This window comes from Segatella bryantii (genome assembly GCF_022024215.1).
Classification (GTDB): Bacteria; Bacteroidota; Bacteroidia; order Bacteroidales; family Bacteroidaceae; genus Prevotella; species Prevotella bryantii.
The window spans coordinates 709,137-734,883 of the sequence record NZ_CP091798.1 but is presented as its reverse complement, the minus strand read 5'-3'; the positions used below and the strand labels follow the sequence as shown (position 1 = coordinate 734,883).

25 protein-coding genes and 4 tRNA genes are annotated in these 25,747 nt (G+C 34.9%); 10 read left to right on the top strand and 19 right to left on the bottom strand.

Going from position 1 to position 25,747, the window contains the following annotated elements; all coding sequences use genetic code 11:
- The 6 genes from atpC to L6471_RS07055 all read right to left on the bottom strand — a co-directional run bounded on the left by atpC (nucleotide 1) and on the right by L6471_RS07055 (nucleotide 7,227).
- The gene (atpC, locus tag L6471_RS07080) at nucleotides 1-240 is read right to left on the bottom strand and encodes an ATP synthase F1 subunit epsilon (protein WP_027453393.1); all 240 of its coding nucleotides are present in this window, start codon (nucleotides 238-240) and stop codon (nucleotides 1-3) included.
- 47 nt (nucleotides 241-287) lie between these two features.
- Nucleotides 288-1,814 carry a F0F1 ATP synthase subunit beta gene (gene atpD, locus L6471_RS07075; protein ID WP_006282234.1) on the bottom strand — a complete coding sequence of 509 codons (1,527 nt, stop codon included), beginning with the start codon at nucleotides 1,812-1,814 and terminating at the stop codon, nucleotides 288-290.
- Nucleotides 1,815-2,042: 228 nt separating this feature from the next.
- Nucleotides 2,043-3,020, bottom strand: a complete 978-nt coding sequence (gene pfkA / locus L6471_RS07070; RefSeq protein WP_006282235.1) for a 6-phosphofructokinase — start codon at nucleotides 3,018-3,020, stop codon at nucleotides 2,043-2,045.
- Nucleotides 3,021-3,069: 49 nt separating this feature from the next.
- Complete coding sequence (locus tag L6471_RS07065; protein WP_006282236.1) at nucleotides 3,070-4,416, bottom strand: SLC13 family permease; 1,347 nt, start codon at nucleotides 4,414-4,416, stop codon at nucleotides 3,070-3,072.
- A 353-nt stretch (nucleotides 4,417-4,769) separates the two neighbouring features.
- Nucleotides 4,770-5,750 (bottom strand): glycosyltransferase family 2 protein, encoded by a 981-nt coding sequence (locus tag L6471_RS07060; RefSeq protein ID WP_027453392.1) that lies wholly within the window; start codon nucleotides 5,748-5,750, stop codon nucleotides 4,770-4,772.
- A complete protein-coding gene (locus L6471_RS07055) occupies nucleotides 5,743-7,227 on the bottom strand; it encodes an oligosaccharide flippase family protein (RefSeq protein ID WP_006282238.1) in 1,485 nt (494 codons plus the stop codon). The genes L6471_RS07060 and L6471_RS07055 overlap by 8 nt, the downstream gene beginning before the upstream one ends.
- Nucleotides 7,228-7,271: 44 nt before the next feature.
- On the opposite strand from L6471_RS07055, the gene L6471_RS07050 reads away from it, so the two are divergent.
- The 3 genes from L6471_RS07050 to L6471_RS07040 are packed head-to-tail and all read left to right on the top strand — an operon-like array spanning nucleotide 7,272 to nucleotide 10,194.
- Complete coding sequence (locus tag L6471_RS07050; RefSeq protein WP_237797621.1) at nucleotides 7,272-8,156, top strand: glycosyltransferase family 2 protein; 885 nt, start codon at nucleotides 7,272-7,274, stop codon at nucleotides 8,154-8,156.
- On the top strand, nucleotides 8,111-9,088 hold the full coding sequence (locus L6471_RS07045; protein ID WP_006282240.1) for a glycosyltransferase family 2 protein: 978 nt from the start codon (nucleotides 8,111-8,113) through the stop codon (nucleotides 9,086-9,088). Before L6471_RS07050 ends, L6471_RS07045 begins: the two co-directional genes overlap by 46 nt.
- Nucleotides 9,085-10,194 carry a glycosyltransferase family protein gene (locus L6471_RS07040; RefSeq protein WP_074548415.1) on the top strand — a complete coding sequence of 370 codons (1,110 nt, stop codon included), beginning with the start codon at nucleotides 9,085-9,087 and terminating at the stop codon, nucleotides 10,192-10,194. The genes L6471_RS07045 and L6471_RS07040 overlap by 4 nt, the downstream gene beginning before the upstream one ends.
- A gap of 327 nt (nucleotides 10,195-10,521) precedes the next feature.
- Here the strand turns inward: L6471_RS07040 and L6471_RS07030 are convergent, their stop codons facing one another.
- Nucleotides 10,522-11,058, bottom strand: coding sequence for a 30S ribosomal protein S16 (locus L6471_RS07030; protein ID WP_006282242.1), 537 nt, complete (start codon nucleotides 11,056-11,058; stop codon nucleotides 10,522-10,524).
- A 139-nt stretch (nucleotides 11,059-11,197) separates the two neighbouring features.
- Complete coding sequence (locus L6471_RS07025) at nucleotides 11,198-11,833, bottom strand: DUF4923 family protein (RefSeq protein WP_036858078.1); 636 nt, start codon at nucleotides 11,831-11,833, stop codon at nucleotides 11,198-11,200.
- A gap of 148 nt (nucleotides 11,834-11,981) precedes the next feature.
- Between L6471_RS07025 and L6471_RS07020 the strand changes: the two genes are divergently transcribed.
- Nucleotides 11,982-12,875: a glycosyltransferase family 2 protein gene (locus tag L6471_RS07020; RefSeq protein WP_237797620.1), complete on the top strand. Its 894-nt coding sequence runs from the start codon at nucleotides 11,982-11,984 to the stop codon at nucleotides 12,873-12,875.
- Here L6471_RS07020 and L6471_RS07015 read toward each other — a convergent pair.
- Nucleotides 12,850-13,653, bottom strand: coding sequence for an MBL fold metallo-hydrolase (locus tag L6471_RS07015; protein WP_027453385.1), 804 nt, complete (start codon nucleotides 13,651-13,653; stop codon nucleotides 12,850-12,852). The two genes, L6471_RS07020 and L6471_RS07015, sit on opposite strands and share 26 nt — an antisense overlap.
- A gap of 90 nt (nucleotides 13,654-13,743) precedes the next feature.
- Between L6471_RS07015 and L6471_RS07010 the strand changes: the two genes are divergently transcribed.
- Nucleotides 13,744-14,226, top strand: a complete 483-nt coding sequence (locus L6471_RS07010) for a hypothetical protein (protein ID WP_027453384.1) — start codon at nucleotides 13,744-13,746, stop codon at nucleotides 14,224-14,226.
- On the opposite strand, the gene tamL is transcribed toward L6471_RS07010, so the two are convergent.
- Nucleotides 14,180-16,378 carry a translocation and assembly module lipoprotein TamL gene (gene tamL / locus L6471_RS07005; protein ID WP_237797619.1) on the bottom strand — a complete coding sequence of 733 codons (2,199 nt, stop codon included), beginning with the start codon at nucleotides 16,376-16,378 and terminating at the stop codon, nucleotides 14,180-14,182. The genes L6471_RS07010 and tamL overlap by 47 nt on opposite strands.
- A 127-nt stretch (nucleotides 16,379-16,505) precedes the next feature.
- On the opposite strand from tamL, the gene L6471_RS07000 reads away from it, so the two are divergent.
- Genes L6471_RS07000 through hisB form a run of 3 tightly spaced genes read left to right on the top strand, consistent with a single transcriptional unit; the run spans nucleotide 16,506 to nucleotide 19,184 of the window.
- Nucleotides 16,506-17,279: an RNA methyltransferase gene (locus L6471_RS07000; protein ID WP_006282465.1), complete on the top strand. Its 774-nt coding sequence runs from the start codon at nucleotides 16,506-16,508 to the stop codon at nucleotides 17,277-17,279.
- A complete protein-coding gene (locus L6471_RS06995) occupies nucleotides 17,260-18,117 on the top strand; it encodes a hypothetical protein (RefSeq protein ID WP_237797618.1) in 858 nt (285 codons plus the stop codon). Before L6471_RS07000 ends, L6471_RS06995 begins: the two co-directional genes overlap by 20 nt.
- Nucleotides 18,114-19,184: a bifunctional histidinol-phosphatase/imidazoleglycerol-phosphate dehydratase HisB gene (gene hisB, locus L6471_RS06990; RefSeq protein ID WP_074614243.1), complete on the top strand. Its 1,071-nt coding sequence runs from the start codon at nucleotides 18,114-18,116 to the stop codon at nucleotides 19,182-19,184. The genes L6471_RS06995 and hisB overlap by 4 nt, the downstream gene beginning before the upstream one ends.
- Here the strand turns inward: hisB and L6471_RS06985 are convergent.
- The 9 genes from L6471_RS06985 to nspC form a co-directional block, all read right to left on the bottom strand.
- Nucleotides 19,181-19,780: a 4'-phosphopantetheinyl transferase family protein gene (locus L6471_RS06985; protein ID WP_006282468.1), complete on the bottom strand. Its 600-nt coding sequence runs from the start codon at nucleotides 19,778-19,780 to the stop codon at nucleotides 19,181-19,183. The genes hisB and L6471_RS06985 overlap by 4 nt on opposite strands.
- A gap of 27 nt (nucleotides 19,781-19,807) precedes the next feature.
- Nucleotides 19,808-21,124: a gliding motility-associated protein GldE gene (gene gldE, locus L6471_RS06980; protein ID WP_006282469.1), complete on the bottom strand. Its 1,317-nt coding sequence runs from the start codon at nucleotides 21,122-21,124 to the stop codon at nucleotides 19,808-19,810.
- 15 nt (nucleotides 21,125-21,139) lie between these two features.
- Entirely contained in the window at nucleotides 21,140-21,565 is a 426-nt protein-coding gene (locus tag L6471_RS06975) for a single-stranded DNA-binding protein (RefSeq protein ID WP_006282470.1), read from the bottom strand.
- Between the two features lie 31 nt (nucleotides 21,566-21,596).
- Nucleotides 21,597-22,142: a hypothetical protein gene (locus L6471_RS06970; RefSeq protein ID WP_074548423.1), complete on the bottom strand. Its 546-nt coding sequence runs from the start codon at nucleotides 22,140-22,142 to the stop codon at nucleotides 21,597-21,599.
- Nucleotides 22,143-22,212: 70 nt separating this feature from the next.
- Nucleotides 22,213-22,285, bottom strand: a tRNA-Gly gene (locus L6471_RS06965).
- A 27-nt stretch (nucleotides 22,286-22,312) separates the two neighbouring features.
- Nucleotides 22,313-22,396: transfer RNA gene (locus L6471_RS06960), tRNA-Leu, on the bottom strand.
- Between the two features lie 21 nt (nucleotides 22,397-22,417).
- Nucleotides 22,418-22,499: transfer RNA gene (locus L6471_RS06955), tRNA-Leu, on the bottom strand.
- A gap of 43 nt (nucleotides 22,500-22,542) precedes the next feature.
- Nucleotides 22,543-22,615, bottom strand: a tRNA-Gly gene (locus tag L6471_RS06950).
- Between the two features lie 194 nt (nucleotides 22,616-22,809).
- Entirely contained in the window at nucleotides 22,810-23,976 is a 1,167-nt protein-coding gene (gene nspC / locus L6471_RS06945; protein ID WP_027453382.1) for a carboxynorspermidine decarboxylase, read from the bottom strand.
- A 108-nt stretch (nucleotides 23,977-24,084) separates the two neighbouring features.
- Here nspC and L6471_RS06940 point away from each other — a divergent pair, with 108 nt between their 5' ends.
- Nucleotides 24,085-24,693 carry a beta/alpha barrel domain-containing protein gene (locus tag L6471_RS06940; RefSeq protein ID WP_027453381.1) on the top strand — a complete coding sequence of 203 codons (609 nt, stop codon included), beginning with the start codon at nucleotides 24,085-24,087 and terminating at the stop codon, nucleotides 24,691-24,693.
- Between the two features lie 35 nt (nucleotides 24,694-24,728).
- The gene (locus tag L6471_RS06935) at nucleotides 24,729-25,670 is read left to right on the top strand and encodes a ribose-phosphate pyrophosphokinase (RefSeq protein WP_027453380.1); all 942 of its coding nucleotides are present in this window, start codon (nucleotides 24,729-24,731) and stop codon (nucleotides 25,668-25,670) included.
- Nucleotides 25,671-25,747 lie beyond the last annotated feature (77 nt).

The window sequence follows — 25,747 nt, the reverse complement described above, 5'->3', positions numbered from 1 at the left end:
TTATACTTCTACACAGAGAGACACCTCGTTTCGTTTCACTTCAACAAAGCCTCCCAATACTTCTAAACATTGTTCTCCTTCTTGCGTTTTATACTTCACTCGGCCTTTTTCAAGACTTGAAATAATAGGGGCATGATTAACTAATATCTCGAATTCACCGAGAGTACCAGGAACCGTAACACTTTCTACATCTCCCGTGAATACAACTTTTTCGGTAGAAACAATTTTGAGTTTCAACATAGATACAATCATTTTAGGTAAAAAGAAATAAGTACTATACTCTTAACTTAAGCATTGGCTGCAGCCAAAAGTTTCTTACCTTTCTCCTTAGCATCCTCAATTGTACCAACATTCAAGAAAGCCTGTTCTGGAAGATCATCAACCTCACCATCCATAATAGCATTAAAGCCCTTAATAGTATCTTCAATACTAACCATAACACCAGGCGTACCTGTAAACTGTTCTGCTACAGCAAATGGCTGAGAAAGGAAACGCTGTACGCGACGAGCTCGTGCTACCGTAAGCTTATCCTCATCAGAAAGTTCATCCATACCCAAGATTGCAATGATATCTTGAAGCTCATTATAGTGCTGAAGTAACTCTTTAACGCGCTGAGCACACTCATAATGCTCCTTACCAACAATAAGTGGGTCCAAAATACGAGAAGTACTAGCCAATGGATCAACAGCAGGATAAATACCAAGCTCAGCAATCTTACGACTAAGCACTGTTGTTGCATCCAAGTGAGTAAAAGTAGTTGCTGGAGCAGGGTCTGTCAAGTCATCAGCTGGCACATAAACTGCTTGCACTGAAGTAATAGAACCATTTTTTGTTGAAGTAATACGTTCCTGCATTTGACCCATTTCTGAGGCCAAAGTAGGCTGATAACCTACCGCAGAAGGCATACGTCCCAAAAGAGCAGAAACCTCAGAACCGGCCTGAGTAAAGCGGAAAATATTATCGATAAAGAACATAATATCTGAAGCTTCACCATTTGCACCACCATGATCACGGAATTCTTCTGCTACGGTAAGTCCTGAAAGAGCTACAGCAGAACGTGCCCCAGGTGGTTCATTCATCTGACCATAAACTAGTGTTGCCTGTGACTTTTTAAGTTCTTCTGGATCAACAAGTGACAAATCCCACTTACCTTCATCCATAGCTTTGCGGAACTTTTCACCATACTTGATTACACCAGATTCAATCATATCACGAATAAGGTCGTTACCTTCACGGGTACGCTCTCCTACTCCGGCAAATACAGAATAACCATTATGTCCCTTAGCAATATTATTGATAAGCTCCATAATAAGAACGGTCTTTCCTACACCAGCACCACCAAAAAGTCCGATTTTACCACCTTTCATATAAGGTTCTAGAAGATCGATAACTTTTATACCAGTAGCGAGCATTTCCTTATGAGTAGAAAGATCTTCAAACTTAGGAGCCTCACGATGAATAGGATAAGAGCCCTCCATATTCAGGTTACTCATTCCATCAATAGGCTGTCCAATTACATTCAGCATACGACCCTTAATCTGCTCACCTGCAGGCATAACAATAGGTGCACCTGTCGAGATAACTTCCAATCCTCTCTGTAAGCCATCGGTGTTATCCATAGCAACACAGCGCACAGTATCTTCGCCAATATGCTGCTTTACCTCCATGACCAAATATTGCCCAGTAGGTCCTTTTACCTTTAGAGCCTCATTAATCTTAGGAAGCACCTTCTCTGGTTCTTCGCCTTTTGTATCGAAATAGACATCGATAACTGGACCAATAATCTGAGAGATGTGCCCATTAATTTGTGACATAAGCTTTACTATTAAAATATATTTTTTTTCAAATTAAATCAATATTCATTAGTCTTTTACAAGGGCTTTTTTATTATGTAGCCAAAGGCAAATTTACTGCAAAAAATTGTAAGTTACAAATTAATACAACAATTTATTCGTAAAAAAGCCACTTTTTAATACCTTTTTAATAAAAAAGCGACTCTTTTCAGAGCCGCTTTTTTTATATTCTTAGAAAAAAACTAAAACTTAAATACTTAACTCATCAAGTACTTGAATTAGTTTCTTATCAAATGGTTTATCACTACGAATAGCCTCAGAGAATGGTACATATACTATATCATTATTACGTATACCAACCATCACATTACGCTGTCCTTGCATAATAGCCTCAATTGCACCTACTCCTGTACGACTTGCCAAAATACGATCATGCGCTGAAGGACTACCGCCACGCTGTAAGTGACCCAAAATTGAAACACGAACATCGTAATCTGGAAATTCCTTATGTACACGATCGGCATAATACATAGCACCACACTTAGGACTTTCAGAAACGATAACAATACTACTTTTCTTTGACTTGCGGAAACCACGCTGCATGAACTGGGTTAGCTGGTCAACATCCGTGCTATCTTCAGGAATAATTGCAGCTTCTGCACCAGTAGCGATTGCACTGTTTTGTGCTAAGAAACCAGCATCACGTCCCATAACTTCTATAAAGAAAATACGCTCATGACTCTGAGCTGTATCTCGAATACGATCTACACAAGACTGAATTGTATTTAGCGTAGTATCATATCCAATAGTAGAATCAGTACCATAAAGGTCATTATCAATAGTACCAGGAAGACCGATACAACAAATATCATGTTCTGCTGCCAACTTCATTGCACCTGTCAAGGAACCATTACCGCCTATAACAACCAAGGCGTCAATTCCTTCCTTCTTAATATTTTCATAAGCCTTAGCACGACCTTCTGGAGTGGTAAACTGCTTTGAACGAGCTGTTTTAAGAATAGTTCCACCATGAGCGATAATACCACTTACACTTTCAGTCGTAAAAGGTTTAATTTCATCATTAATCAAGCCATCATAACCATGATAAACACCCTTTACCTTGAAACCGTTATAGATTCCAGCACGAGTGACTGCACGAATAGCTGCATTCATACCTGGAGCATCACCTCCAGACGTCAAAATGCCTATAGTTTTAATTTTTGCCATAACTGTTAATACCTTACAAGTATTTATTCAAAATGTTTATAATTATTCTTTAACCTATAAAATACATTGCACATAGACCTAAGATAAAACCAACTGCGGCCTTATAGCCAACATTTCTGAAAAACCATCCTACATGCATACGTTCCATCCTAGCAAGAGCTAAACCGCTCATCGATCCGATTGTCAGTACATTTCCACCGATTGCTGTTGAATAAGCTATTACCTTCCAATAAATATTACTTTGCGACTGTACGTCATATATTGAAAACATATTCATCGCCAAAGCAAAATTATCTAAGAATGTACTAATAAGTCCAGAAATCAAACCTATTATCCATACATTCCTTATATTAGTATTTAAAAGATTTGCCAACACATCAAATGCACCAGTTTCTTTTACGACTCCAAGTGCCAACATCATTCCCATAACAAATAGAATCATTTGAATGACTCCATATTGCAAAATTCCAGAGACACGACTTTGAAGCATCTGATCAGCATTAAATAACTTCCTATTAAAGATTTCATTTACAATCCACAGAATAGATACTACACATAATGCACCTAAAAATGGGCTTAACTTTGTAATATTATGAAAAGTCGGTATAAACCAAAGACCTCCGATCCCAACGAAAAGCATAAGCAATCGTTGCCACACATTCAGATTCGTATCATTGCCTCTAAAAGGTAAAACATTCCATTCTGTTTCTACATGATTTGGTAAGCTATAAGCCAACCAAAACGTTGGTAATAACCAGGCTATCAAGCAGGGCAAAAGTAATGATAAGGAATAATCAGTAGGTGTAACAGCCCCTATATTCCACATTACAAGCCCAGCAGGACTACCAATAACTGTCAAAATACCACCACTGTTAGCAGCTAAAACTATAGCCGAACCATAAACCATTCGCTGGCGACGATTAGGTATAATCTTATGCATGATCGTGAGCATCATAACTGTAGTAGTAAGGTTATCCAAATTAGCAGATAGCAAAAACGTAACTACGGATAATGTCCACAACATACGTTTACTACTTCTAGTCTTTAATAATTGAGAGATAAAATCAAAACAACCATTATTATTCAAAATCTCCACAATTGTCATTGTAGAAAGTAAAAATAATACTACTTCTGATGCTCTACCTACATACTTCAAAAAAATATTTGAAGCTATATACTTTTTAACAGCGATACTATTTGCCGACATACCATCCAAAAAATTTAGGTATTCAGACGGATGCTGACTCATCACAAAATCTGAACCATAACAAATGTAAAGCACCCATCCTACTGTTCCCGCAAAAATTGCGACAGCAGCTTTATTTACGTTAGTTACACTCTCTGTTGCTATAAGAATATAAGCTAACAACAATATGACGACAATTACAAGAGTCATAGACAAATTTTTCAAGTGGCAAATATAACAAATGATTATTAAATATACAAATTGAAATCTCAAAAAATACACGTTTCACCAAGGAAATTGACAAGTATCAAGAACGCATACAATAGAAATGTAACACAGACTTTACAAAACATAACCCCAAAACACTTTTATCCCAACTAAGCCTAGATTATGATTCTTTATTTCAAAAAAAATGTACGTTATCAGCATCTAACGAATTACACGACAATCTCTACACAACGCCCCCATAAATATTTAAAAACTCGCCACAAAAAAAAGAAATACAAGATTCTGATGATCAGCAGTTTACCTTATATCATAAGTATTTCAACATAATGACAACACTACATAAGATGAAGAATTTTCTTCAGAAAAAAATAAATTTCTTCTTGCACCCGAAAACAAAACCAACTCGAACGTATTGGTACATATCCAAATTTATAACGAGTAGAAATTTGATTAACTTCGATTTGTTTCCATGATGCCTTTATTATATCCAAACCATATTCGTTATCAACATCACTCATTCGCTTACGATTGCAGAAATAAAACATATAAAGATCAATGATATTAAGCCACATAACATTTTCATATATTCTCATAACTCGATTTGGCAAATTCAAACGTAGCAATTGCCTTTTCATACTCTGATTGGCCAAAAGGTAGTCGTATCGGCTTACACTTACTACATGGGTTATGGATTTAGGATTCTGATAATAATGATAAATACCACTACAACATCTCACCTCTCGAGAATTGAGATAATGAAGCCGAGTCGTATTATCATCACTATATGTTCTACAACTATCATCATAGGGATACAATGCATGCAAATTCGCTTTTACAGCATATATACCATGAATTTTCCATGTCAAACTATCAAGAAAAGCCTCTTGTCCACTTTTCACATCAAAAGGTTTCATAAGGTAATGATGATTCTGCTGAATATCGTTATACACGTATTCTACATCAAACAATACTGTATCTGTTTTTGGAAATTTTTCGAAAACCTCTACAGCTTTTTCTAAAGCATCTGAATCGAGCCAATCATCACTATCTAAAAATGCTACATATTTACCTTGCACATGTTTTAATGCTACATTTCGTGCATATGCAGGGCCATGATTATCAGGTAAACAATAAATTTCTATACGTGAATCGAAAGATTCATATTGCCTTAATATCTCAACAGAACGATCTACAGAAGCATCATCAACGCATATTATTTGTATTTCTTTTAAAGATTGTCCTATCAAAGACTTTAAACATCTATCTATATATTTTTCTGCATTATAAACAGCTACTAGAATCGAGAATTTAACCATGAAGCTTATTTTTGATTGAACTTATAATCTGACTGAATATTTCTGTATATTTTTGAAAAAAGAAGCAAGAAATTCCTACACTCAAAACAAAAAGAATTGAACCTGAAATCCAATACCAAAAGCTATCCAAATAAGATACTATCAAATAGGTCAATACTCCCAGCAAACTTTGCACAAAAAAGAATAAAAAACTTCTTTTATCAAGAGTATACCGATAACGTAATTTCATATAAACATTCAAAGTAAGATAATCCAAGAATGCAGCTATAACCATACCATACCCTGCTCCCTTTAATCCAAATAGAAAATACATCAATAGCACAAATACGATCATCATTATATCATCTATAGATTCCATTAGCATATATGACTTAGAGTTTCCTTTAGCCAAGGGTATATAAGCCAAGGGCAATTTTGCAGCTCTCAAATACATCGCCAAAATCATAATTTGGGATAATTCCAAAGCTGGTAAAAATTTCCGACTTAAAAATAATGGTAAAATAACAGGTAGACACACACTATATAACACAAGCAATGGCGAAAGCAAAAAAACAGAGGCATTTATCTGATGATTTACAAGCTTACTCATCTCGCTCCCTATAGATTTTATTGCAGACAATCTAGGAAAATAATCTGTCTCCATGGCTGCAAAAATCATACCTGCGTAAACCATAGTCATCATATAACCAGCATTAAATAGACCAACTTCCGACAGAGAACCCACGTTGTTAATATAAGAACGTATGATAAAATCGCATCCGCTTCCCATCAAACCTGCTACAAGAAAAGACATCCCTAATTTCATCATATTATAACCACGAATCATAAAATGCGCCCTAAGCCTAATGCGATATGGATAAACACGTGATGAATAGAAAATAGTAACAAGCATTTGTATCAATGCTACCAAAAACATAGTGGGTATTATGGCTTTATCACGCCAGATGTAGAAGATAGGAATAGAAATAATGAGATTAAGAATAACGTTATAAATCGAAATAATAGCTAAAATTTTCAAGCGACGTATCCCCTTTAATATAGCAAGTTCTCCTCCTGACAAGGAAACAAGAGCTATTATTGGAGAAAGTAAAATAAAATGCAATGTATGATCGCCCCAATTAAAAGTCCAGCTATTCAATAGTGGACTCACTAGAATGCAGACCAGCATACCAAAGATCGCAGTAAACAAACTCCAGGTTCGTACAAGTTGTATCTCACTGATAAGTCGATCTTCATTTCCACATTCAAATGCTGACGAGATATTTCTTACACTGCTCATAGATAGACCAAAGTTGGTAGAATCTGAAACCAATTTAATTGTAGAATTAAATAGAGAAACCAGTCCCATGCCCTCCGGCCCTAATAACAACGCAACCAATTTATTACGAATAATGCTGACCAAGATATTTACACCCTGGACTCCACCAAATATACTAGTATATTTTAAAATATGAGAATAACCATCTTCTTTTTTCATCAAAATTTAAACGTCAACAAAGTTTTTTTATTATCTTTGTACACATGAAATTATCAATAGTCATACCTGTTTACAATGTTGAAAACACACTAGAAAGATGCTTGCAAAGTGTGTGTCAACGACTTATTCCTAATTTCGAGATTATACTTATCAACGATGGTTCTACTGACAAAAGTCTTGCGATATGCAAGCGATATGCATCAAATTATGTAAACATCCGTATTTTTAATCAAGAGAATCATGGTCTGAGTTACGCAAGAAATAAAGGTATCGAGGAATGTTTTTCTGAATATATTACATTTATTGATAGCGATGATTATATCGATCCGGAAACTTTTCCTTCACTCATGACAATATTAGAGAAGCATCCGGAATATGATATTTTAGAGTACCCTATTTTAGAACGAAAAGGGAGTACACGAGAAAAAGAAATTCAGTTTTCCAATAATGAATACCACGATTTTAAAACATATTGGCTGAACTGTAAAGCTTACTTACATAGCTATGCATGGAATAAGATATATAAAAGGAAACTATTTAATGACATTAGATATCCTGTAGGAAGAAATTTTGAAGATATATACATCTTACCTGATTTAGGGAAAAAAGCAAAAGTTATAGCAACTACCAATCGTGGACTCTATTACTATTGCTGGAACAATAAAGGTATAACAGCAACAGCATCTGCCAAAGATATGGAAGATTTATTAAATTCCCATCTTAGAGTTCTTCCACTTTATCATGATGAAGACTATTATCTCCACGTGCTAAATATTCAGTTAGACGTCTACGAGATGACTAAACATACTCCTACACTACCTATTTATCCATATAAAAAACATCCAAAACTTAAAATAGCAAACCTCTTAGGAATTAATACAACATGCAAAATCAATTATCTACTTCACAAAATATACAGACGCCACTAGTTACGTTCATCATAACGATATATAATCTACCAACTGAACTGGTAAGGGAATGTATAGAAAGTATCTTAGCACTATCATTGGCACCAGCTGACCGCGAAATTATTGTCATAGATGACGGATCAGATACCCCTATTATAGAATGTCTTCATGACATCGAAAATGATTTTTTATATGTAAGACAACCTAATCAAGGTCTTTCGATAGCAAGAAATACGGGCATTCAAATCGCTTCTGGTAAATATATTCAATTCGTAGATGGAGACGATTATCTTATTCAAGCTCCATATGAACACTGTCTCGATATTGCAAGATATCATAATCCTGACATGGTATGTTTCGAATTTACACATAGTAAAAAACAAGAAACCTCTTTAACACTCAATAAAGCCATTAGTGGTATCGCATATCTACATAATTACAATCTACATGCAGCAGCTTGTGGATATCTGTTCAAAAAAGAGAAATTAGGCAAACTAAGATTCACACCTAAAATATTTCACGAAGATGAAGAATTTACACCACTTCTTTTACTAAGAGCAGAAACCGTGATTCGTACAGATACTAAGGCATATTTCTATAGGATGCGTAACCAATCTATTGTCAACGATTCCAATAAAAAACACATATTACAAAGATTAGAGGATACACAAAAAGTGATTTTTAGGCTTAAAGAAGTGTCTGAATCTATTCCTGAAACCGCACGAATAGCATTAGAAAGGAGAATAGCACAGCTCACTATGGATTACCTATACAATATTATCAAACTAACCAAAAATCAAAGATATTTGGAAAAAGCTATAAGTCAACTTCAAGAGAAAAAACTGTATCCGCTTCCAGATAAAAAGTATACGAAGAAATATTCGGCTTTTCGTCGCGTAATCAATAGTAACTTAGGTAAAAAAATTATGATCGCAACACTACCAAGACTATGAAAATATTATTTATAGGAGAATATAGCAACGTTCACTGGACTTTAGCACAAGGATTAAGAAAGCTGGGACACCAAGTTACTGTCTTATCTAATGGAGATTTTTGGAAAAATTATCCTCGAGATATAGACCTGACTAGATCATATAATAAATGGGGAAATATTCTTTACATATTAAAACTAGCTAAAATTCTTCCTCTTCTAAAAGGATTTGACATCGTACAACTTATCAACCCTATGTTTTTAGAACTAAAGGCCGAAAAAATATTGCCAATCTATAAGTTCCTGCGTAAACATAACAAAAAAATAATACTAGCTGGATTTGGTATGGACTACTATTGGGTCCATGAATGCATTACAACAAAACCCTTAAGATACAGCGACTTTAATGTGGGAGATGAGTTACGCACTGACAACAATGCTCTAAAAGAAAGACAAGACTGGCTGGGTACGACAAAAGAAAAACTCAACAAATACATTGCACAAAATTGTGATGGCATTGTAACAGGTCTTTATGAATATTGGACATGTTACTACCCTCATTTTCCATCCAAAACTACTTTTATCCCTTATCCCATCATAAGCGAAAACGGTATTCATGCAGAAGATACTGTACCTAAAAAAATAAAACTTTTCATCGGAATCAGCAAAAACCGAAGTACCTATAAAGGAACTGATGTCATGCTACAAGCAGCCGAAGATATACAAAAAAAATATCCCAACTTTGTTGAACTTCGAATTGCAAACGGTATTCCTTTTCAAAAATATACCCAAATGATGAATGGAAGTGATGCTATTCTTGATCAACTATACAGTTATACACCTTCCATGAACCCGTTGGAAGCTATGAGCAGAGGTATCATTTGCATAGGAGGAGGCGAACCTGAAAATTATGAGATTATCCACGAGACTAAACTCAAACCTATAATCAACGTATTACCTAATTATCAAAGCGTTTATAATGAACTTGAAAAATTAATATTAAAACCTGAAAGAATACCAGAACTAAAAAAACAAAGCATAGAATACATAAGAAAGCACCACGACTATATCAAAGTTGCAAAAGAATATATAAAATTTTATCAAAATGTCCTGGAAAATAAAATATAAATGTTCACAATGTGGATATACAACAGATATCTATCAAGGCAAAGGGTTTATGGGACAAGAGATTATCTCTATATCATGTCAAGACTGTAAATCGATACAACCTCTTATCAAAGGTGGAGCAATAGGACAAGTTGCACCCTCATATAACTCCCTTATAGACAGATTATGCCTACAATGTGGATCCAAAAATATAAAAACTTGGGATGGAAAGACATGTCCAAAATGCAACAGCTGCATGCACCCTACAGGTGAAAAAGAATTTTGGACATAAAAAAAGCCATAATGTAAAAAACATTATGGCCAAATTTCTTTTGAAGAATTCTTGAATTAAGCTTCAGCAGGTGCAGCTTCTTCAGCAGCAGGAGCTTCAGCAGCAGCTTCAGCCTCTGCTTTAGCAGCAGCCTCAGCAGCCTTCTTGTCAGCTACCTTCTTAGCGATTGCTTCATTCACCTTCTTTTCAGCTTCAAGATTCTTAGCAGCAGCTTCTTTCTTTGCTTTAGCACTTGCCTCTGCTACAGCAGTAGCCTGCTGTTCTTTGCTAGCTTTCCAAGCATCGAAACGCTTCTGTACTTCAGCTTCATCAAATGCGCCCTTCTTAACACCACCACGAAGATGCTTCATCAAATATACACCTTCTGACTTAAGGATGTTGCGAACAGTATCAGTTGGCTGAGCACCATTCTCTACCCAAAAAAGAGCACGATCGAAATTCAAATCTACTGTTGCAGGATTGGTGTTTGGATTAAAAGTACCAATCTTCTCTGTAAACTTACCATCACGTGGAGCTCTTACGTCAGCGATAACGATTCTGTAGAAAGCATAGCTTTTACGACCGCCACGCTGTAATCTAATTTTTGTTGCCATTTTTTTTATTTATTTAATTAGGTTTGAATTTTATACTGCCAACTCGTGACAGCGAGTGCAAAGATAACTAAAAAAATATTAGTAGAAGTAACAAATTTATTCTTTAACGCTCAAAATACAAAAATTTTCGATTCATTAACTATTTATTAAATCTAAATCCCACTTGCATGCCCTCATAACTGCTCACAAGAGAACCTAATGAATTCAATGTAGAATTACCTGTCAATGCACCAATAGACTTAGCATATTTCAACAATTTAGAAGCATCCATAACAAAAAGCAGATTATTTCCATCTACCTGTGTCGTACCAACTTGACTAACCAGTCCAGCATATTTTAGGCTTATATTTTGACCACTTAAAGAATAAGTTCCACGAATTTTCTTCTTACCTATAGTCTGAGTAAAATTACCAGACTTATCAAATACCATAGACATTTGTCCTTTCTTAATTCCCAATTTGGCAAACTGTGTCTGCAGTTTTTTCTCTATAGCTGCAGCTGCCAATTTTCCACCAGCATTTTTTAACAAATTGCTACTTTTAAATACAATGGCAGGCTCCGTATATTTCCAAGTACCAACCAAATCAGCCACTGTTGCAACCTTTGAAGCATTAAATATAGATGTTAATCCAGAAACAATACTTGATTCTGAATTTTTAGCAGTTGACGCAACCTCTCCTGCTGCACTTTTAAGAATACTTGAGAAACTTTGAGCTTGTACACTCAACCCACCCAAAAACAAAATAACCAAAAGGGTACATTTTCGAAAATTCATTTTCATCTCAATTTAAAATATAACAATTTTAATAATATCTTCGCCAAATTTCTCGCAAAGAAACAAAAAAATAATAAGACAACAAAATATTTTCAGCAAATCATTAGTTATTTTCTGTGAAGTTGCTTTTATCTCCCAAATGCACATTATGAAAAAAAAGTTATCTATCCTAATTCCAGAATACAACACTTGTTGTATCAAACTTGTAAAGTCTATACAAGAACAAGTCTCTTTGATTAATGATTTAATCTACGAAATCATTGTTGCAGATGATGGCTCTACAAATGAAAAAGAATGGGCTTCTAATCAAAACATTAGCAATTGGAGCAATTGTCTTTTTATTCGCAGAGATGTAAATGTGGGAAGAGCAAAAATCAGGAACTTTCTTGCTCAAAAAGCAAAATACCCATGGCTTTTATTTATAGATTGCGACATGAGTATTCAAAATTCAGATTATATATCTAAGTATCTTCAATCGGAAGGAGATGTAATTTATGGTGGTTATTTAACAGATAACAACCCAAATAAACATATAAACAACCTAAGATATATATATGAAAAAAAGGCAGAACGCACTCACACTTACCTAGAAAGACGCAAAAATCCATATCAGGATTTTCACACCTCGAACTTTCTTATCAAGAGAGAGATCATGATTCGTATACCTTTCGATGAAAGGTTTGAGCATTATGGATATGAAGATGTTGTATTTGGACGTCAGCTAAAAGAAAATGGTATTCGCATCAACCACATCAATAATCCTGTTATATTCGAGGATTTCGAAGATAATGAACATTTTATAATCAAAACCGAAGAAGGTCTACAAACACTCTCAGCATTTTCTAATGACTTAAAAGGATACTCTACCCTAATTAAAATAACAACATTTCTTCAAAAATATCATCTGATAAATATTATTCGAATGATATATAAAATAACACAAAAAAGAATAAGAAAAAGCCTAATAGGAAATCATCCCAAGACATTTTTCTTTTCCTTTTACAAACTAGGCTATTTCATTTCAATTCATAAATTTCACTAGGAGTTCGCCGCTTAAGCACCTCTAATTTAAAATCTTTCCCAACAATAATACCATAACTTCGCAAAACACTTTCTACTGTTTTGCGAGCTAATTCCGGATGATTATTCTCTTCGCTTAAATGGCAAAGCCACACTTGTTTTAATTTTTCTGTGGCATTTTCAGCAAGAGCTAATCCACAATTATTATTACTTAAGTGACCTGTATCACCTAGTATTCGAGTTTTTAGATACATAGGATAAGGCCCTTGGCGAACCATATCTTCGTCATGATTAGACTCAATTACAAGATAATTAGCACTGCCTATATAGCCTTTCATTTCATCTGTAATATGGCCCACATCAGTCATCAGACAAAATGTAACACCTCCTACAACAATACTATAGCCTACATTATCAGTACTATCATGTGGCACGCCAAAAGGAGTAATCTCAAAAGATCCCAAAGTGAAACTTTTACCTTTTTCTATTACTTTAATGCGCTCCGGAGCAATTTTACATCTCACACAACAGTTGTGATCTATACCAGTATGCACACGGTGCGTGGTATAAATATCTAAGCCATAATCTCGACTCAAACTTCCGACAGACTTCACATGATCAGCATGATCGTGAGTTATTAAGACATGTTGAATATCCTTAAGCTGCATACCATAATTATGGAAATGCTTCTTAAGCGTTCTTATTCCTACTCCTATATCTATCAATAAAGAATCCGTTTCGGTATATAGATAATAACAGTTACCACTGCTACCGCTACCGAAGGATATAAATCTTAGCATCTTTAATTTTTAAATTTTAAAACAAAGGTAATAAAAAAAATTGTAACTCAAAAATTTTATATATCTTTGTCTAAAATAATAAAGCGAAATATGAAAATTTTATTTTCTACAAAATATTGTCTTCTTATTATTATCATAGCATTATGCATGATATTTACTAACTCCTGCAGTGAAAAAGAATTGAGCAAAGAAGAACTGTTAATAGCGCAAGTTGATTCATTTGCTTATTATTATTATAATTGGAGATTTAAAGATGCCATGCCATATTGCACATCAACATCAGAAAAATGGCTGAAATATGCTTCTTCTAATGTTCACGATGTAGATATAGATACTTTAAGAAATCAAACAGAGGGTGCTTCATGCGAAATCGAAGATGTCGAAATCAATGATAACACCAATACTGCAACTGTAAAAATTACAGTAAAAAACTTCCTCCAAATGGACACGATAGGCACGTCATGCCATATGATTAATGAAGGTTCTTTTACACTTCAGGCTATCTATATTAACCGAAACTGGAAAATTAGAATGGAAGGCCTACCGCAAAATGAAAAGCAAAATCACGATTAAAGTTTGGATGAAATATTGCATAATGCTCTTTGCTGGTCTGGTAAGCCGGATTGATAGCTTTCATACCCATATCAAAACGAAGTATAAAGTAGCTGAAATTAAGACGTAAACCTAATCCATAGGCTACCGCAATTTGCTTATAAAATTCACTAAACTTAAATTGCCCTCCAGGCTGTTCCTCATAATTTCGTAAAGTCCAGATATTACCAGCATCCACAAAAAAAGCACCATCAAATTTCCAAAATAAATGCGAACGTAATTCTGCATTTAGGTCTAATTTCATATCACCTGTCTGATTTACAAAGTCTATTCGTCCATCAGTTCCTCTAAACCTACCTGGTCCTAATTCACGCACACTCCATCCTCTTACAGAATTCGCTCCACCTGAAAAATATCTCTTTTCAAATGGTAATATCGTACTGTTACCATAAGGATAAGCTATTCCAAAAGCAGCATGTAAAGCTAACGTATTTCTATTATCAAACTTAAATAAATGAGTATAATCAAAATCAAATTTTGCATACTGAGCATAAGCTATATTAAACAACGTATACTGTTGATCGTCATTCTTCTTAAAATTACCGATACTAGCCAATCCACTCAACAAATTACCTGCAGTTTCTACATTAATTCTAAATGCATCTATTCCATCATTATAATTAACTCCAAAACCTATCTTCATAATAAAAAGGTCCTCATAATTATAACGCAAAATAGCATTTCTGTTACTTACACTATCTAGATAATCATGCTTAAATGTTTCTGAAATCCAAGGCATATAAACATAATTCAAATCTAGAAGATCTAGACGATAACTGATAGAAAGACTAGGTTCATTCCACCGATATCTCCAAGCGCCAGAAAATACTCGACGGTGAAATTCAGGTCTATTTTGCAAATTCCATCCCACTGACAATTCAGATGTTGCGTTTTGTTTCTGAAAACTTTTTGATAAGAACGGAGCTACAAATCGTGGAAACTGGAGTTTAGATTCTATAGAATATTCTTGATAATCCTGATCTTGATATCCTTCCAAGCCGGTAATTGCCTCATAAGCACCTCTTAAAGTTACGCTAAACTGTTCACTTCCACGAAACAGATTTCTATTGGTATAAGTTAAAGATGCAGCAGCTCCCAAATCACCAGCAGTATTAGTCCCTTCCGGCAAAAAAGATATGGTAGAAGGCTTATTCGTACTTATCTGAATATTACAATCTAAAAGATTTGTATCAGGAACTTCTAAAAAACGGATATTCGTATACTTTACCGCTTGTAATCTACTAAACTTATTATAGGTCCGATGTAAATCGGATGAATTATAATAATCGCCAGGCGTAAGAAAAGTTGCATTCTCCAACACTCTCTTGCGTATATGAAATCCATCTGAGTCATTCGTTAAGAAATTAACATTTCTCAAACGGTAACGAGTATGAGGAACTTCAACTGAATTCGAGCTAGCACGATATTTATACAAATGAAGAGTAACTCCAACCTCTTTACTCCCTTGAATAGTATCAGCTGTATATTGTATGAAGTCCTTATGAAAACGATAATAGCCACTATCCTCAAGAATCGAAGTTATCCTTTTACGCTCATTATCTAAAACACTCACCACAAATTGCATTCCTGGCTTCAATTTTCTATTTGATAGAATATCCAGCCTCAACACTTTTGCTATATTTTCATCTTGGATATCATAGTTCACTTTACCTATATAATATGATTCTCCAGGATATAAAGTATAGATAGCCTTAATTTTTTTCCCACGGATTTTTGTTTTTAAATCCACAGAAGCATTCAAATAGCCAAGATTATGCAATGCAAGACGAAGATCTTCACATGATAACTTAGCCTGAGCTGTATCATATATAACAGGTTTTTCACCAATATTTTGTAATGTACGATTTATCCATTTAGATGTATCTCTACCTGAAAGAGAATACGCACCAAGAGGGACCTTGAATATTGAAAACCATTTAGAATTTGCTTTTTGCCTTACATAAGAACTAAGTGCCGAAAGATTTAAGTCCTTCTGATCAGACTTGAGTTCGACTGCGTCTAAAAGATACTCTTGTTCCGGAACAAATTTTGAAGCAGAACAAGCCGTCAAAAACAATAACAAAAAAAGTATATAATAATTGGATTTCTTCACTTGGAATGTTTATTTGCTGCAAAGGTATAAATAAAAAGTGAATACAGGGTTTAAGATTTGGGAAAAAATAAAATTTCTGATATTCAACAATCGTTGTATCTGTTCTTTTTATTATCTTTGCAATGAAATGATTAGTAAAGCAAAGATTAAATACATCCACTCGCTGGAACAAAAAAAACATCGCAAAGAAGAAGGTGTTTTTGTAGCAGAAGGACCAAAGATCGTAGGTGATCTTTTAAAACTTCTCAACCCTACCCTTATAGTAGCCACTCAGAAATGGCTACTGGAAAATAATGTTAGTCACAATTGTGAGGTTATCGAAGCAACTGCTGAAGAACTTCGAAAAGTAAGTTTCTTACAACATCCACAGCAGGTATTGGCTGTTTTCCCACAATTCAAAAACGAAACTGACAAGAATTTGGTTTCGTTACCCACACAAAAACTAACTTTAGCCCTCGATGATGTACAAGACCCCGGAAATCTTGGTACAATTATTCGTATTGCTGATTGGTTTGGTATAGAAAATATTGTTTGTAGTATGGATACTGCAGACATTTATAATCCAAAAGTCATACAAGCAACTATGGGTAGTATCGCAAGGGTTAAGATTACTTATACTGATCTAAAACAATACTTAAAGCAAATAGATAAGTCAACACCTATATATGGAACACTTCTTGATGGTAAAAACATTTATCAACAAGAATTAAGTAGCCACGGACTGATTATTATGGGAAATGAGGGGAAGGGTATTTCTCCAGACATTGCAGCTATGGTTACACACAAATTGCTCATTCCAAATTATCCTGAAGGAAAAGACACTGCAGATAGTTTGAATGTAGCAATCGCTACTGCGATTACTTGTTCAGAATTTAGAAGATATGGAAATAGACATTTTTAAAAATCGAAGTTTTTCTTCATGCATGCATGAAGCGTTTAAATTTATTACAACAAACTTTCAAGACCTCATTAAGAAGACTTGGTTTCCAATTTTATTATGTTCATTTCTAACCAGTTTTCTTATTTATAGCCAACTGCCTAACAAGCAATTAACAGAATGGAGTACAGCCCATATCATGCCAACTATCTATATCGGGCTTTTACTTATTATTTCTGTAATTACCAGTTCTATATACTATATTGCTTCTTTTTTGAAATTTTTCGATGGTTTTTCTCTAAAATCACATTTTAAGAAGGTTACCGCATTTACTATATTTGCAATTCTTGTAGCAATTGTTGCAATAGTTGCTTGCATGTATGGAGGTATAGCGATAGCTGCAAAAATGAATCTAAGACACTTACAATTTACCCTTATAATAAGTTTGGTTGCTCTTATAGTAATGATAATTTCTGCCCCTATTTCGTATTCCTTTTTCAAATATAATAATAATAAGTGTAATTTTATTCAGGCCATAAAATCTATTAAATTAGGTTTTAAACATTGGGGCATAACTACAGCGACATTATTTCTTAGTTCATTGATAACAGGAATCATCATATCAATTATAGCGATTCCTGTATGGATACTATTTATCACGCAGGCTGTTTCTCAACTAGGTGCTCTAGATGGCGATCCTCTTGGCACCCCTGTCTACTTTACAGTCTTATTAATAGGAACAAATACGATTATTAATGCTATCACATTTTTTGCTATATATTGGCTACTGGCAGCTCTCTATTTTACATTTGGTTCTATAGAAGCACAAGAACTAGAAAAATCAACACACCTAATAAAATGAAAAAGTTACTATTTATTGACAGAGACGGTACTCTTATAGAAGAACCTGAAGACGAACAAATTGACAGTTTTGCTAAACTAAAATTTACCAAAGGCGTTTTCAAAAATTTAGGATTTATACGAAGTAAACTTGACTATGAATTTGTAATGGTAAGCAACCAAGATGGTCTTGGAACAGAATCATTTCCCGAGGATACATTTTGGCCTGTCCATAATTTCATACTCCAAACGTTAGAGAGTGAAGGAATTACATTTGATAATATCCTAATAGATCGTCATTTTCCAGAAGACAAATCTCCCATGCGTAAACCAGGAACTGGAATGTTGACACAATACATAAATAATCCCGAATACGACCTTGCAGGAAGCTATGTTATCGGTGATCGCGAAACAGATGCAGAACTCGCCAATAATCTTGGATGCAAATCACTCATTCTGGGAAAAGATAACTTAACATGGGATAAAATCGCTGAAATTCTTTTCGCCGGCGAAAGAATAGCAGAAGTTAAAAGAACGACCAAGGAAACTGATATCTATATAAAAGTTGACTTAGATGGTTCTGGCAAATGTGACATTTCTACGGGATTGGGCTTTTTTGACCATATGCTTGAACAAATTGGAAAACATGGCAAAATGGACCTGACCATCCACACTAAGGGAGATTTGCACGTTGACGAGCATCACACTATAGAAGATACAGGCATAGCCTTGGGCGAATGCATACTCAAGGCTTTAGGCGATAAACGTGGTATCGAACGATATGGTTATTGTCTACCAATGGATGACTGTTTGTGTCAGGTTGTTCTTGACTTTGGCGGGCGCCCATGGCTGATATGGGATGCTGAATTTAAGCGAGAGAAAGTCGGAGAAATGCCAACCGAAATGTTTATCCACTTCTTCAAGAGTTTTAGTGATGCAGCAAAAATGAATTTAAATATTAAAGCAGAAGGATTTAATGAGCATCACAAAATTGAAGGTATATTTAAAGCTCTAGCCCGTGCCTTAAATATGGCAGTCAAAAGAGATATTTACCATTTTGAACTGCCAAGTTCTAAGGGTATGCTTTAATAGGAATATGCAAGAACATATTGACTATTGGTGTCAAAAAAGACATCAATAGTCTTTTTTATTTTCAAATCATCCACTAAAGCATGAGATGAAGATAAATCATGTAATCTCATTTCGGAATATTGCAAATCCTCCTCAGAGAAATACTTATAGACCGTTTCCTTAGCACACCAGTTTTTCAACTGAACTTCTATTGTACTGGAATCTTCATCAGAGCGAATAAACTTATCCACAATTTTACTTACTCTATCACTCACATATTCAATATCTACAGCCACATTTCTTGTTTTAGACATGATAACTGCAGCATAACCTTTTGTATGACTTATACTAATAAAATATCCCTTTAACAATGGTTTACCTGAAGGTTCATGTGAGATACGTTTAGATGATTCTTCATGAGTCATTTCATACAATAATGCTCTTACTGCAAGTATTTCTTTTTTTCGCCCTTCGTTCTTGTACTTCTCATCTAAATACACTTTAAGATCCTTCAGATGGGGATATTGTTCAAATAACTGTTCTACAGTTTCCTCTATTGCCCAAATACCTAAATTAACATCATCCCAAAGATGACGAATAGAAAGTAATGCCATATCCTATAATGAATAACGAATAAAGAACTACAAATTACGATGAATAACAACTTTTACCTTACTGATTCTGCGTTCATCAACTTCCATAACTTCGAAGGAATAATTTTTGAAATCTATACGTTCGTGCAAACTTAAAAAATCACCTTTCAACTCAAGTAAAAGTCCAGCTAAAGAATCAGCATCGCCCTCTACTTCTGCAAACTCATCATCATCTATTTGCAATATCTTGCAAAAATCGGTCAATAACGTTTTACCTTCAAAGACATAGGTATTATAATTAAGCTTTATGTAAAACTTTTCTTCCTCATCATACTCATCGTTGATTTCACCAACTATCTCCTCCAATATATCCTCTAATGTAACAAGCCCGCTTGTTCCACCAAATTCATCTACCACGATAGCAATGTGCACCTTATTTTCTTGAAAATCTCGAAGCAAATCATCAATTTTTTTGGTTTCCGGTACAAAATATGGTGGACGAATTAAACTCTGCCATCTAAAATTAGCAGGTTTATTAATGTGAGGCAACAAATCTTTTATATAGAGAACACCTCTTATTTGATCATCATTATCCTGATATATTGGAATACGACTATAATTATTCTCTACGATACTTTTCAATACTTCAGCGTAAGAACACTTGATATCCAAATCGACCATGTCTTGACGAGGAGTCATAATCTCCTTTGCAGTCTCATCACCAAACCGAATGATACCCTGTAACATACTTTGCTCATCTTTAATATCATTCTTATCAGTTAACTCCAAAGCCTGTTCAAGATCATCTACACTTAACTGTCTATTCTCTTTGGGAACAGCTTTTTCTGCGATTACACCGCTACGAAGCAATACTGTTTCGAGTGGCCAAAAAATTCGTTGAAGAATTAAAATACCTCCTGCAGCAAAACGACAAAACTTCAAGGAATTTTGACGACAATACACTTTAGGCATTATTTCTCCAAAAAGAAGCAATAGAAAAGTGAGTAAAATGGTAATACACAATATTTCTAGCCACTCTACTTTAAATATCACTATCGAATTGAATATATAATTACTCAACATCACAATAGTAACATTAATAAAGTTATTAGCTATCAATATCGTTGCCAACGTACGCTCAGAATTTTCTCTTAACTGACAAACTTTATTATCAGCAGGCAATTTACTTTCTTCAAGTTCTTCTATATCATTGGGAGAAAGACTAAAAAAAGCAATTTCTGAGCCACTGGCATAAGCAGAGCATAAAAGTAACATAGCAGCTAAGATAGCTGCTACTATAATTTCAAAAGTAATTGGTCGAAATTCTACGAAATTACTAAATTGTATAAATATATCTGTATCCAAGTTTTCTGAATAACATTAAAATGGTAATTTTTTAGCGGTATCATCTTTCATTTGATCCCCCTCAGATGCTTTTGTTTCGGATGTCGTTTGCTTCTGAGCAGCTGAAGATTCTGAATGACCAGAAAGCATTTCCATGTTAGAAACAATAATTTCTGTTACATTATGCCTTCTTCCCTGCTGGTCACTATAGTTGCGATATCGTATTCGGCCCTCAATATAAAGCTTTTCGCCCTTACGGACATATTTCTCTACTATTTTAGCCAAACCACTATAAAAAACAAGATTATGCCAGTCTGTATGATCAGGAACTACAGTACCATTTTGAAGAGTATATCCCCTTTCGGTTGTAGCCAAAGGCAATTGTGCAACTGCCTGATCTGCATCATAGTAATGTACATCAGGATCTTTACCGACATTACCTATAAGCATTACTTTATTCATCTCTTATCAGATTTGCAAAAACCTCATACAATTACTTCCACATTCCAAGATACTTGAAATGGAAATTTTTTCCTTTTGCAGAAGGAAACTGACTACGACTATCTACGTGATCACGAAGATACTCTACAATACGATTATAACAATCCTGCCCTGATACAGCCTTTACATCAGCAACGAAATGAGTATCTCTATATTCATGCTTACCTGTAGCCGGTATCATTACTACACGTTTAAAATCCAAAGCTCCTTCATACCACCCCGGAACTTCTTCTGTTAACTTTGTTACTACTGTATTGTTCATTTCTTTATGCTCATTTGATACTGCTGCAGGTCGTATAGCTTTTTTCTCTTTAAAATCCTGCATATTAGCAGCAGTTGTCTTTATTACTATAAAATATACACGAGGACGAACCTTATATCTTTTAGGGAAAAAGACATCACTAGCAGCATATTCCCGAATATCTGCTTCAGTTTCCTCATCAAGAGCTATTTCAGAAATAGAACGTAAGAAACCTATAGCATCATCAACGCTACTAACCAATATCTCTTTATCAAAGTATCTTAAATATAAATTCATTTTAAATCAGATAATGAGTAAAAAAATTTTCCTTAAAACAAGAAAAATGAAAAAGATATAAGGAAAACAGAGCGGAAAACGAGACTCGAACTCGCGACCCCAACCTTGGCAAGGTTGTGCTCTACCAACTGAGCTATTTCCGCAAGAAAAACGATAAAACATATTACTAGTGAAGAGGAGGAGACTCGAACTCCCACGTCACAATTAACACTACCCCCTCAAAGTAGCGCGTCTACCAATTCCGCCACCTCTCCATTGAAGTAATTAACAAAAAGTGCCCAGAACAGGACTCGAACCTGCACGTTGAAAAACACACGCACCTGAAACGTGCGCGTCTACCAATTCCGCCACCTGGGCCTTTTCGTGAAAGAAAAATCTTTCATGTCTTATCCAATAAATGAGCGGAAAACGAGACTCGAACTCGCGACCCCAACCTTGGCAAGGTTGTGCTCTACCAACTGAGCTATTTCCGCATAAATTCTATAAAAATAGAAGCACTTCTCTCAATGCGGTTGCAAAGATAACCATTATTTTTTAACCAGCAAACTTTTCAATCGTTTTTTTTCAAAAATAGATATTTTTTTTATACAGTAATTTCGTCTATTATCTTAAAATTATTTCCAAAATAAAGCTCCACTTGATATCAAGCAGAGCTTTATTTAGGTAATTAATCCATTCTATCACGATAATCTTCATAACCGAAATCCTTCAAGATTTCAAGTTCTCCATTAAGATGAACAATACCAATTGAAGGATGTGTAATACCATTAAACATATTTGTTTTCACTGTCGTATAATGAAGCATATCTTCAAAAATAATATTTTCACCGATTTGAAGTTCATGATCAAATTGCCAACTTTCCATAAAATCTCCACTCAAACAGGAATTGCCACCAAGTCTGTATAAATAAGGTATAGACTTATCATATCTTCCTTCTATAACTTTGGCATTTCTTACAGATGGCCAATAAGGCATCTCCAAACAATCTGGCATATGACAGGTAAAACTTACATTTAATATTGCTGTTTTTATCCCCTTATCTTCTACGACATCAACAACTTGAGAAACCAAAGAGCCTGTTTGCCAACCAAAAGCACTACCAGGTTCCAAAATCACATGAAGATTAGGATATTTTTTTTTGAAATCGGTTAAAATTTGAATAAGCAAAGGTATATCATAATCTTTACGAGTCATAAGATGTCCGCCACCAAAATTTATCCACTTAATTTGAGGAAACCATTTAGCAAACTTATCTTCGATATGAGTTAATGTTCTCTGAAAAACATCAGAACCATTTTCACAATGACAATGACAATGAAAGCCCTCAATATCCTCAGGCAATATTTCTGGTAATTTATCAGCCGACACACCAAAACGAGTACCCGGTGCACAAGGATTATATAAATCCGTTTCTATTTCAGAATATTCAGGGTTAATTCGTATACCCAAACTTATTTCACTATTGGCTTGTCTTACTCTCTGATGATATCTCTGATACTGACTCAAAGAATTAAAAGTTAAATGACTTGAGCAATGCGCTATTTCGTCAATTTCATAATCTGTATAAGCAGGAGAAAACGTATGAGCCTTACTGCCAAATTCCAAAAGAGCTAATTTTGCTTCACTTAAAGAACTCGCAGTTGTTGCACGAATATATTCACGAAAAATAGGAAAAGTTTTCCACAAAGCATAAGCTTTAAAAGCAAGAATAATATCAATTCCACCAGTTCGTGCTACCTCTGAAATCAAAGATAAATTGTTACGAAGTCTCTGTTCTTCTAATACATAAACCGGTTTATTTATCTGTTGAAACGTGTCCAAATTGACTTTCATAATTTGACCAAAATTAATTTTATCGTGCAAAGATAGCTTTTTATCATGGATAATATTGCTCATTTCTGAGATTTTTTATACTTTTGCACTCGAAAAGATTAACAGACGATGAAGCTAGTAATAATGACTAAATCCACATTCTTTGTGGAAGAAGACAAAATACTTGCCACGCTCTTTGAAGAGGGAATGGATAACTTACATTTGTACAAGCCAAATGCTGAACCAATGTATTCAGAGCGCCTGCTATCTTTACTATCTGAAGACTTCTATAAGAAGATTACCGTTCACAACCATTTTTATTTGAAACAGGAATATAATCTGGCAGGAATCCATTTGGATACAATGACAGAGAGTTTGCCTAGTGGATATAAAGGTACATTTAGCAGAACGTGTACAGATATTGAGCAACTCAAGGAGCTTAAGAAAAAAACTAATTATGTTTTTCTAAAAAATATTTTCGACGGAATTGAGGCTCCTCAACAAAAGGCTTCTTTTACGTTGAACCAACTAGAGTATGCTGCGAATAAAGGGCTTATAGACAAAAAAGTTTACGCCTGTGGCGGTATGACCCTTGAGAATATTCGCTTTGCTAAAGAGTTAGGATTTGGAGGAGTTGTTATTTGCGGTGATTTGTGGAATAAATTTAATATCCATAGCGAAACTGATTTTAAAGAACTTATTTCACATTTCAACAAAATAAGAAAAGCAATAGGCTAGAATATCACACTTTAATAAATATAAACGCTAAGGTAATGAGTGAACAAAACTCTAAATTTTTGGTATTCTCAGGTACAAACTCGAGATACCTTGCAGAAAAAATTTGTCAGAGCCTAAATTGCCCTTTAGGTAATTTGGTCGTAACCAAGTTTTCTGATGGTGAATTTGCCGTATCATACGAAGAATCTATTCGTGGACGCGACGTATTCTTGGTACAGAGTACATTCCCTAATTCAGACAATTTGATGGAACTACTCTTGATGATTGATGCCGCAAAACGAGCTTCTGCGCGTCATATCATTGCAGTAATTCCTTATTTCGGTTGGGCTCGTCAAGATCGTAAGGACAAACCAAGAGTTAGCATCGGCGCTAAACTTGTTGCCGATCTTCTGAGTGTTGCTGGTATTGACCGATTGATTACAATGGATCTCCATGCTGATCAAATCCAGGGATTCTTTGATGTACCAGTCGACCATTTGTATGCTTCTGGTGTATTGCTCCCTTATGTTCAATCCCTGAAATTGAAAGATTTGGTTATAGCATCTCCTGACGTTGGTGGTTCTAAGCGTGCCAATACCTATGCTAAGTATCTCGGATGCCCACTTGTACTCTGCAATAAGACACGTGCTCGTGCAAATGTAGTTGCCAGCATGCAGATTATTGGTGATGTCAAAGACAAGAATGTTGTCATTGTCGATGATATGGTAGACACTGCAGGTACAATTACTAAAGCTGCTGACATTATGAAGGAAGCAGGTGCTAAAACTGTTCGTGCTCTTGCATCTCACTGTGTAATGAGTGGCCCTGCTTCTGACCGAGTTCAGAACTCTGCTTTGGAAGAAATCATCTTCACAGACTCTATCCCTTATACTAACCGCTGCTCTAAGGTTAAGCAGATTTCTATTGCTGAAATGTTTGCTGAAACTATCCGTCGTGTAGAGGATAATCAGAGCATTTCTTCTCAATACTTAGTATAAATAAGTAATGATATAACTAAAAGACAGGTCGCTTCTTTTACGATTCGACCTGTCTTTTTTATTTATAATTTTACACA

Bases quoted from the DNA above. Each gene is read 5' to 3' on its own strand.
- atpC (WP_027453393.1), bottom strand. From the start codon at position 240: ATGTTGAAACTCAAAATTGTTTCTACCGAAAAAGTTGTATTCACGGGA.
- atpD (WP_006282234.1), bottom strand. From the start codon at position 1,814: ATGTCACAAATTAATGGGCACATCTCTCAGATTATTGGTCCAGTTATC.
- pfkA (WP_006282235.1), bottom strand. From the start codon at position 3,020: ATGGCAAAAATTAAAACTATAGGCATTTTGACGTCTGGAGGTGATGCT.
- L6471_RS07065 (WP_006282236.1), bottom strand. From the start codon at position 4,416: ATGACTCTTGTAATTGTCGTCATATTGTTGTTAGCTTATATTCTTATA.
- L6471_RS07060 (WP_027453392.1), bottom strand. From the start codon at position 5,750: ATGGTTAAATTCTCGATTCTAGTAGCTGTTTATAATGCAGAAAAATAT.
- L6471_RS07055 (WP_006282238.1), bottom strand. From the start codon at position 7,227: ATGAAAAAAGAAGATGGTTATTCTCATATTTTAAAATATACTAGTATA.
- L6471_RS07050 (WP_237797621.1), top strand. From the start codon at position 7,272: ATGAAATTATCAATAGTCATACCTGTTTACAATGTTGAAAACACACTA.
- L6471_RS07045 (WP_006282240.1), top strand. From the start codon at position 8,111: ATGCAAAATCAATTATCTACTTCACAAAATATACAGACGCCACTAGTT.
- L6471_RS07040 (WP_074548415.1), top strand. From the start codon at position 9,085: ATGAAAATATTATTTATAGGAGAATATAGCAACGTTCACTGGACTTTA.
- L6471_RS07030 (WP_006282242.1), bottom strand. From the start codon at position 11,058: ATGGCAACAAAAATTAGATTACAGCGTGGCGGTCGTAAAAGCTATGCT.
- L6471_RS07025 (WP_036858078.1), bottom strand. From the start codon at position 11,833: ATGAATTTTCGAAAATGTACCCTTTTGGTTATTTTGTTTTTGGGTGGG.
- L6471_RS07020 (WP_237797620.1), top strand. From the start codon at position 11,982: ATGAAAAAAAAGTTATCTATCCTAATTCCAGAATACAACACTTGTTGT.
- L6471_RS07015 (WP_027453385.1), bottom strand. From the start codon at position 13,653: ATGCTAAGATTTATATCCTTCGGTAGCGGTAGCAGTGGTAACTGTTAT.
- L6471_RS07010 (WP_027453384.1), top strand. From the start codon at position 13,744: ATGAAAATTTTATTTTCTACAAAATATTGTCTTCTTATTATTATCATA.
- L6471_RS07000 (WP_006282465.1), top strand. From the start codon at position 16,506: ATGATTAGTAAAGCAAAGATTAAATACATCCACTCGCTGGAACAAAAA.
- L6471_RS06995 (WP_237797618.1), top strand. From the start codon at position 17,260: ATGGAAATAGACATTTTTAAAAATCGAAGTTTTTCTTCATGCATGCAT.
- hisB (WP_074614243.1), top strand. From the start codon at position 18,114: ATGAAAAAGTTACTATTTATTGACAGAGACGGTACTCTTATAGAAGAA.
- L6471_RS06985 (WP_006282468.1), bottom strand. From the start codon at position 19,780: ATGGCATTACTTTCTATTCGTCATCTTTGGGATGATGTTAATTTAGGT.
- L6471_RS06975 (WP_006282470.1), bottom strand. From the start codon at position 21,565: ATGAATAAAGTAATGCTTATAGGTAATGTCGGTAAAGATCCTGATGTA.
- L6471_RS06970 (WP_074548423.1), bottom strand. From the start codon at position 22,142: ATGAATTTATATTTAAGATACTTTGATAAAGAGATATTGGTTAGTAGC.
- nspC (WP_027453382.1), bottom strand. From the start codon at position 23,976: ATGAAAGTCAATTTGGACACGTTTCAACAGATAAATAAACCGGTTTAT.
- L6471_RS06940 (WP_027453381.1), top strand. From the start codon at position 24,085: ATGAAGCTAGTAATAATGACTAAATCCACATTCTTTGTGGAAGAAGAC.
- L6471_RS06935 (WP_027453380.1), top strand. From the start codon at position 24,729: ATGAGTGAACAAAACTCTAAATTTTTGGTATTCTCAGGTACAAACTCG.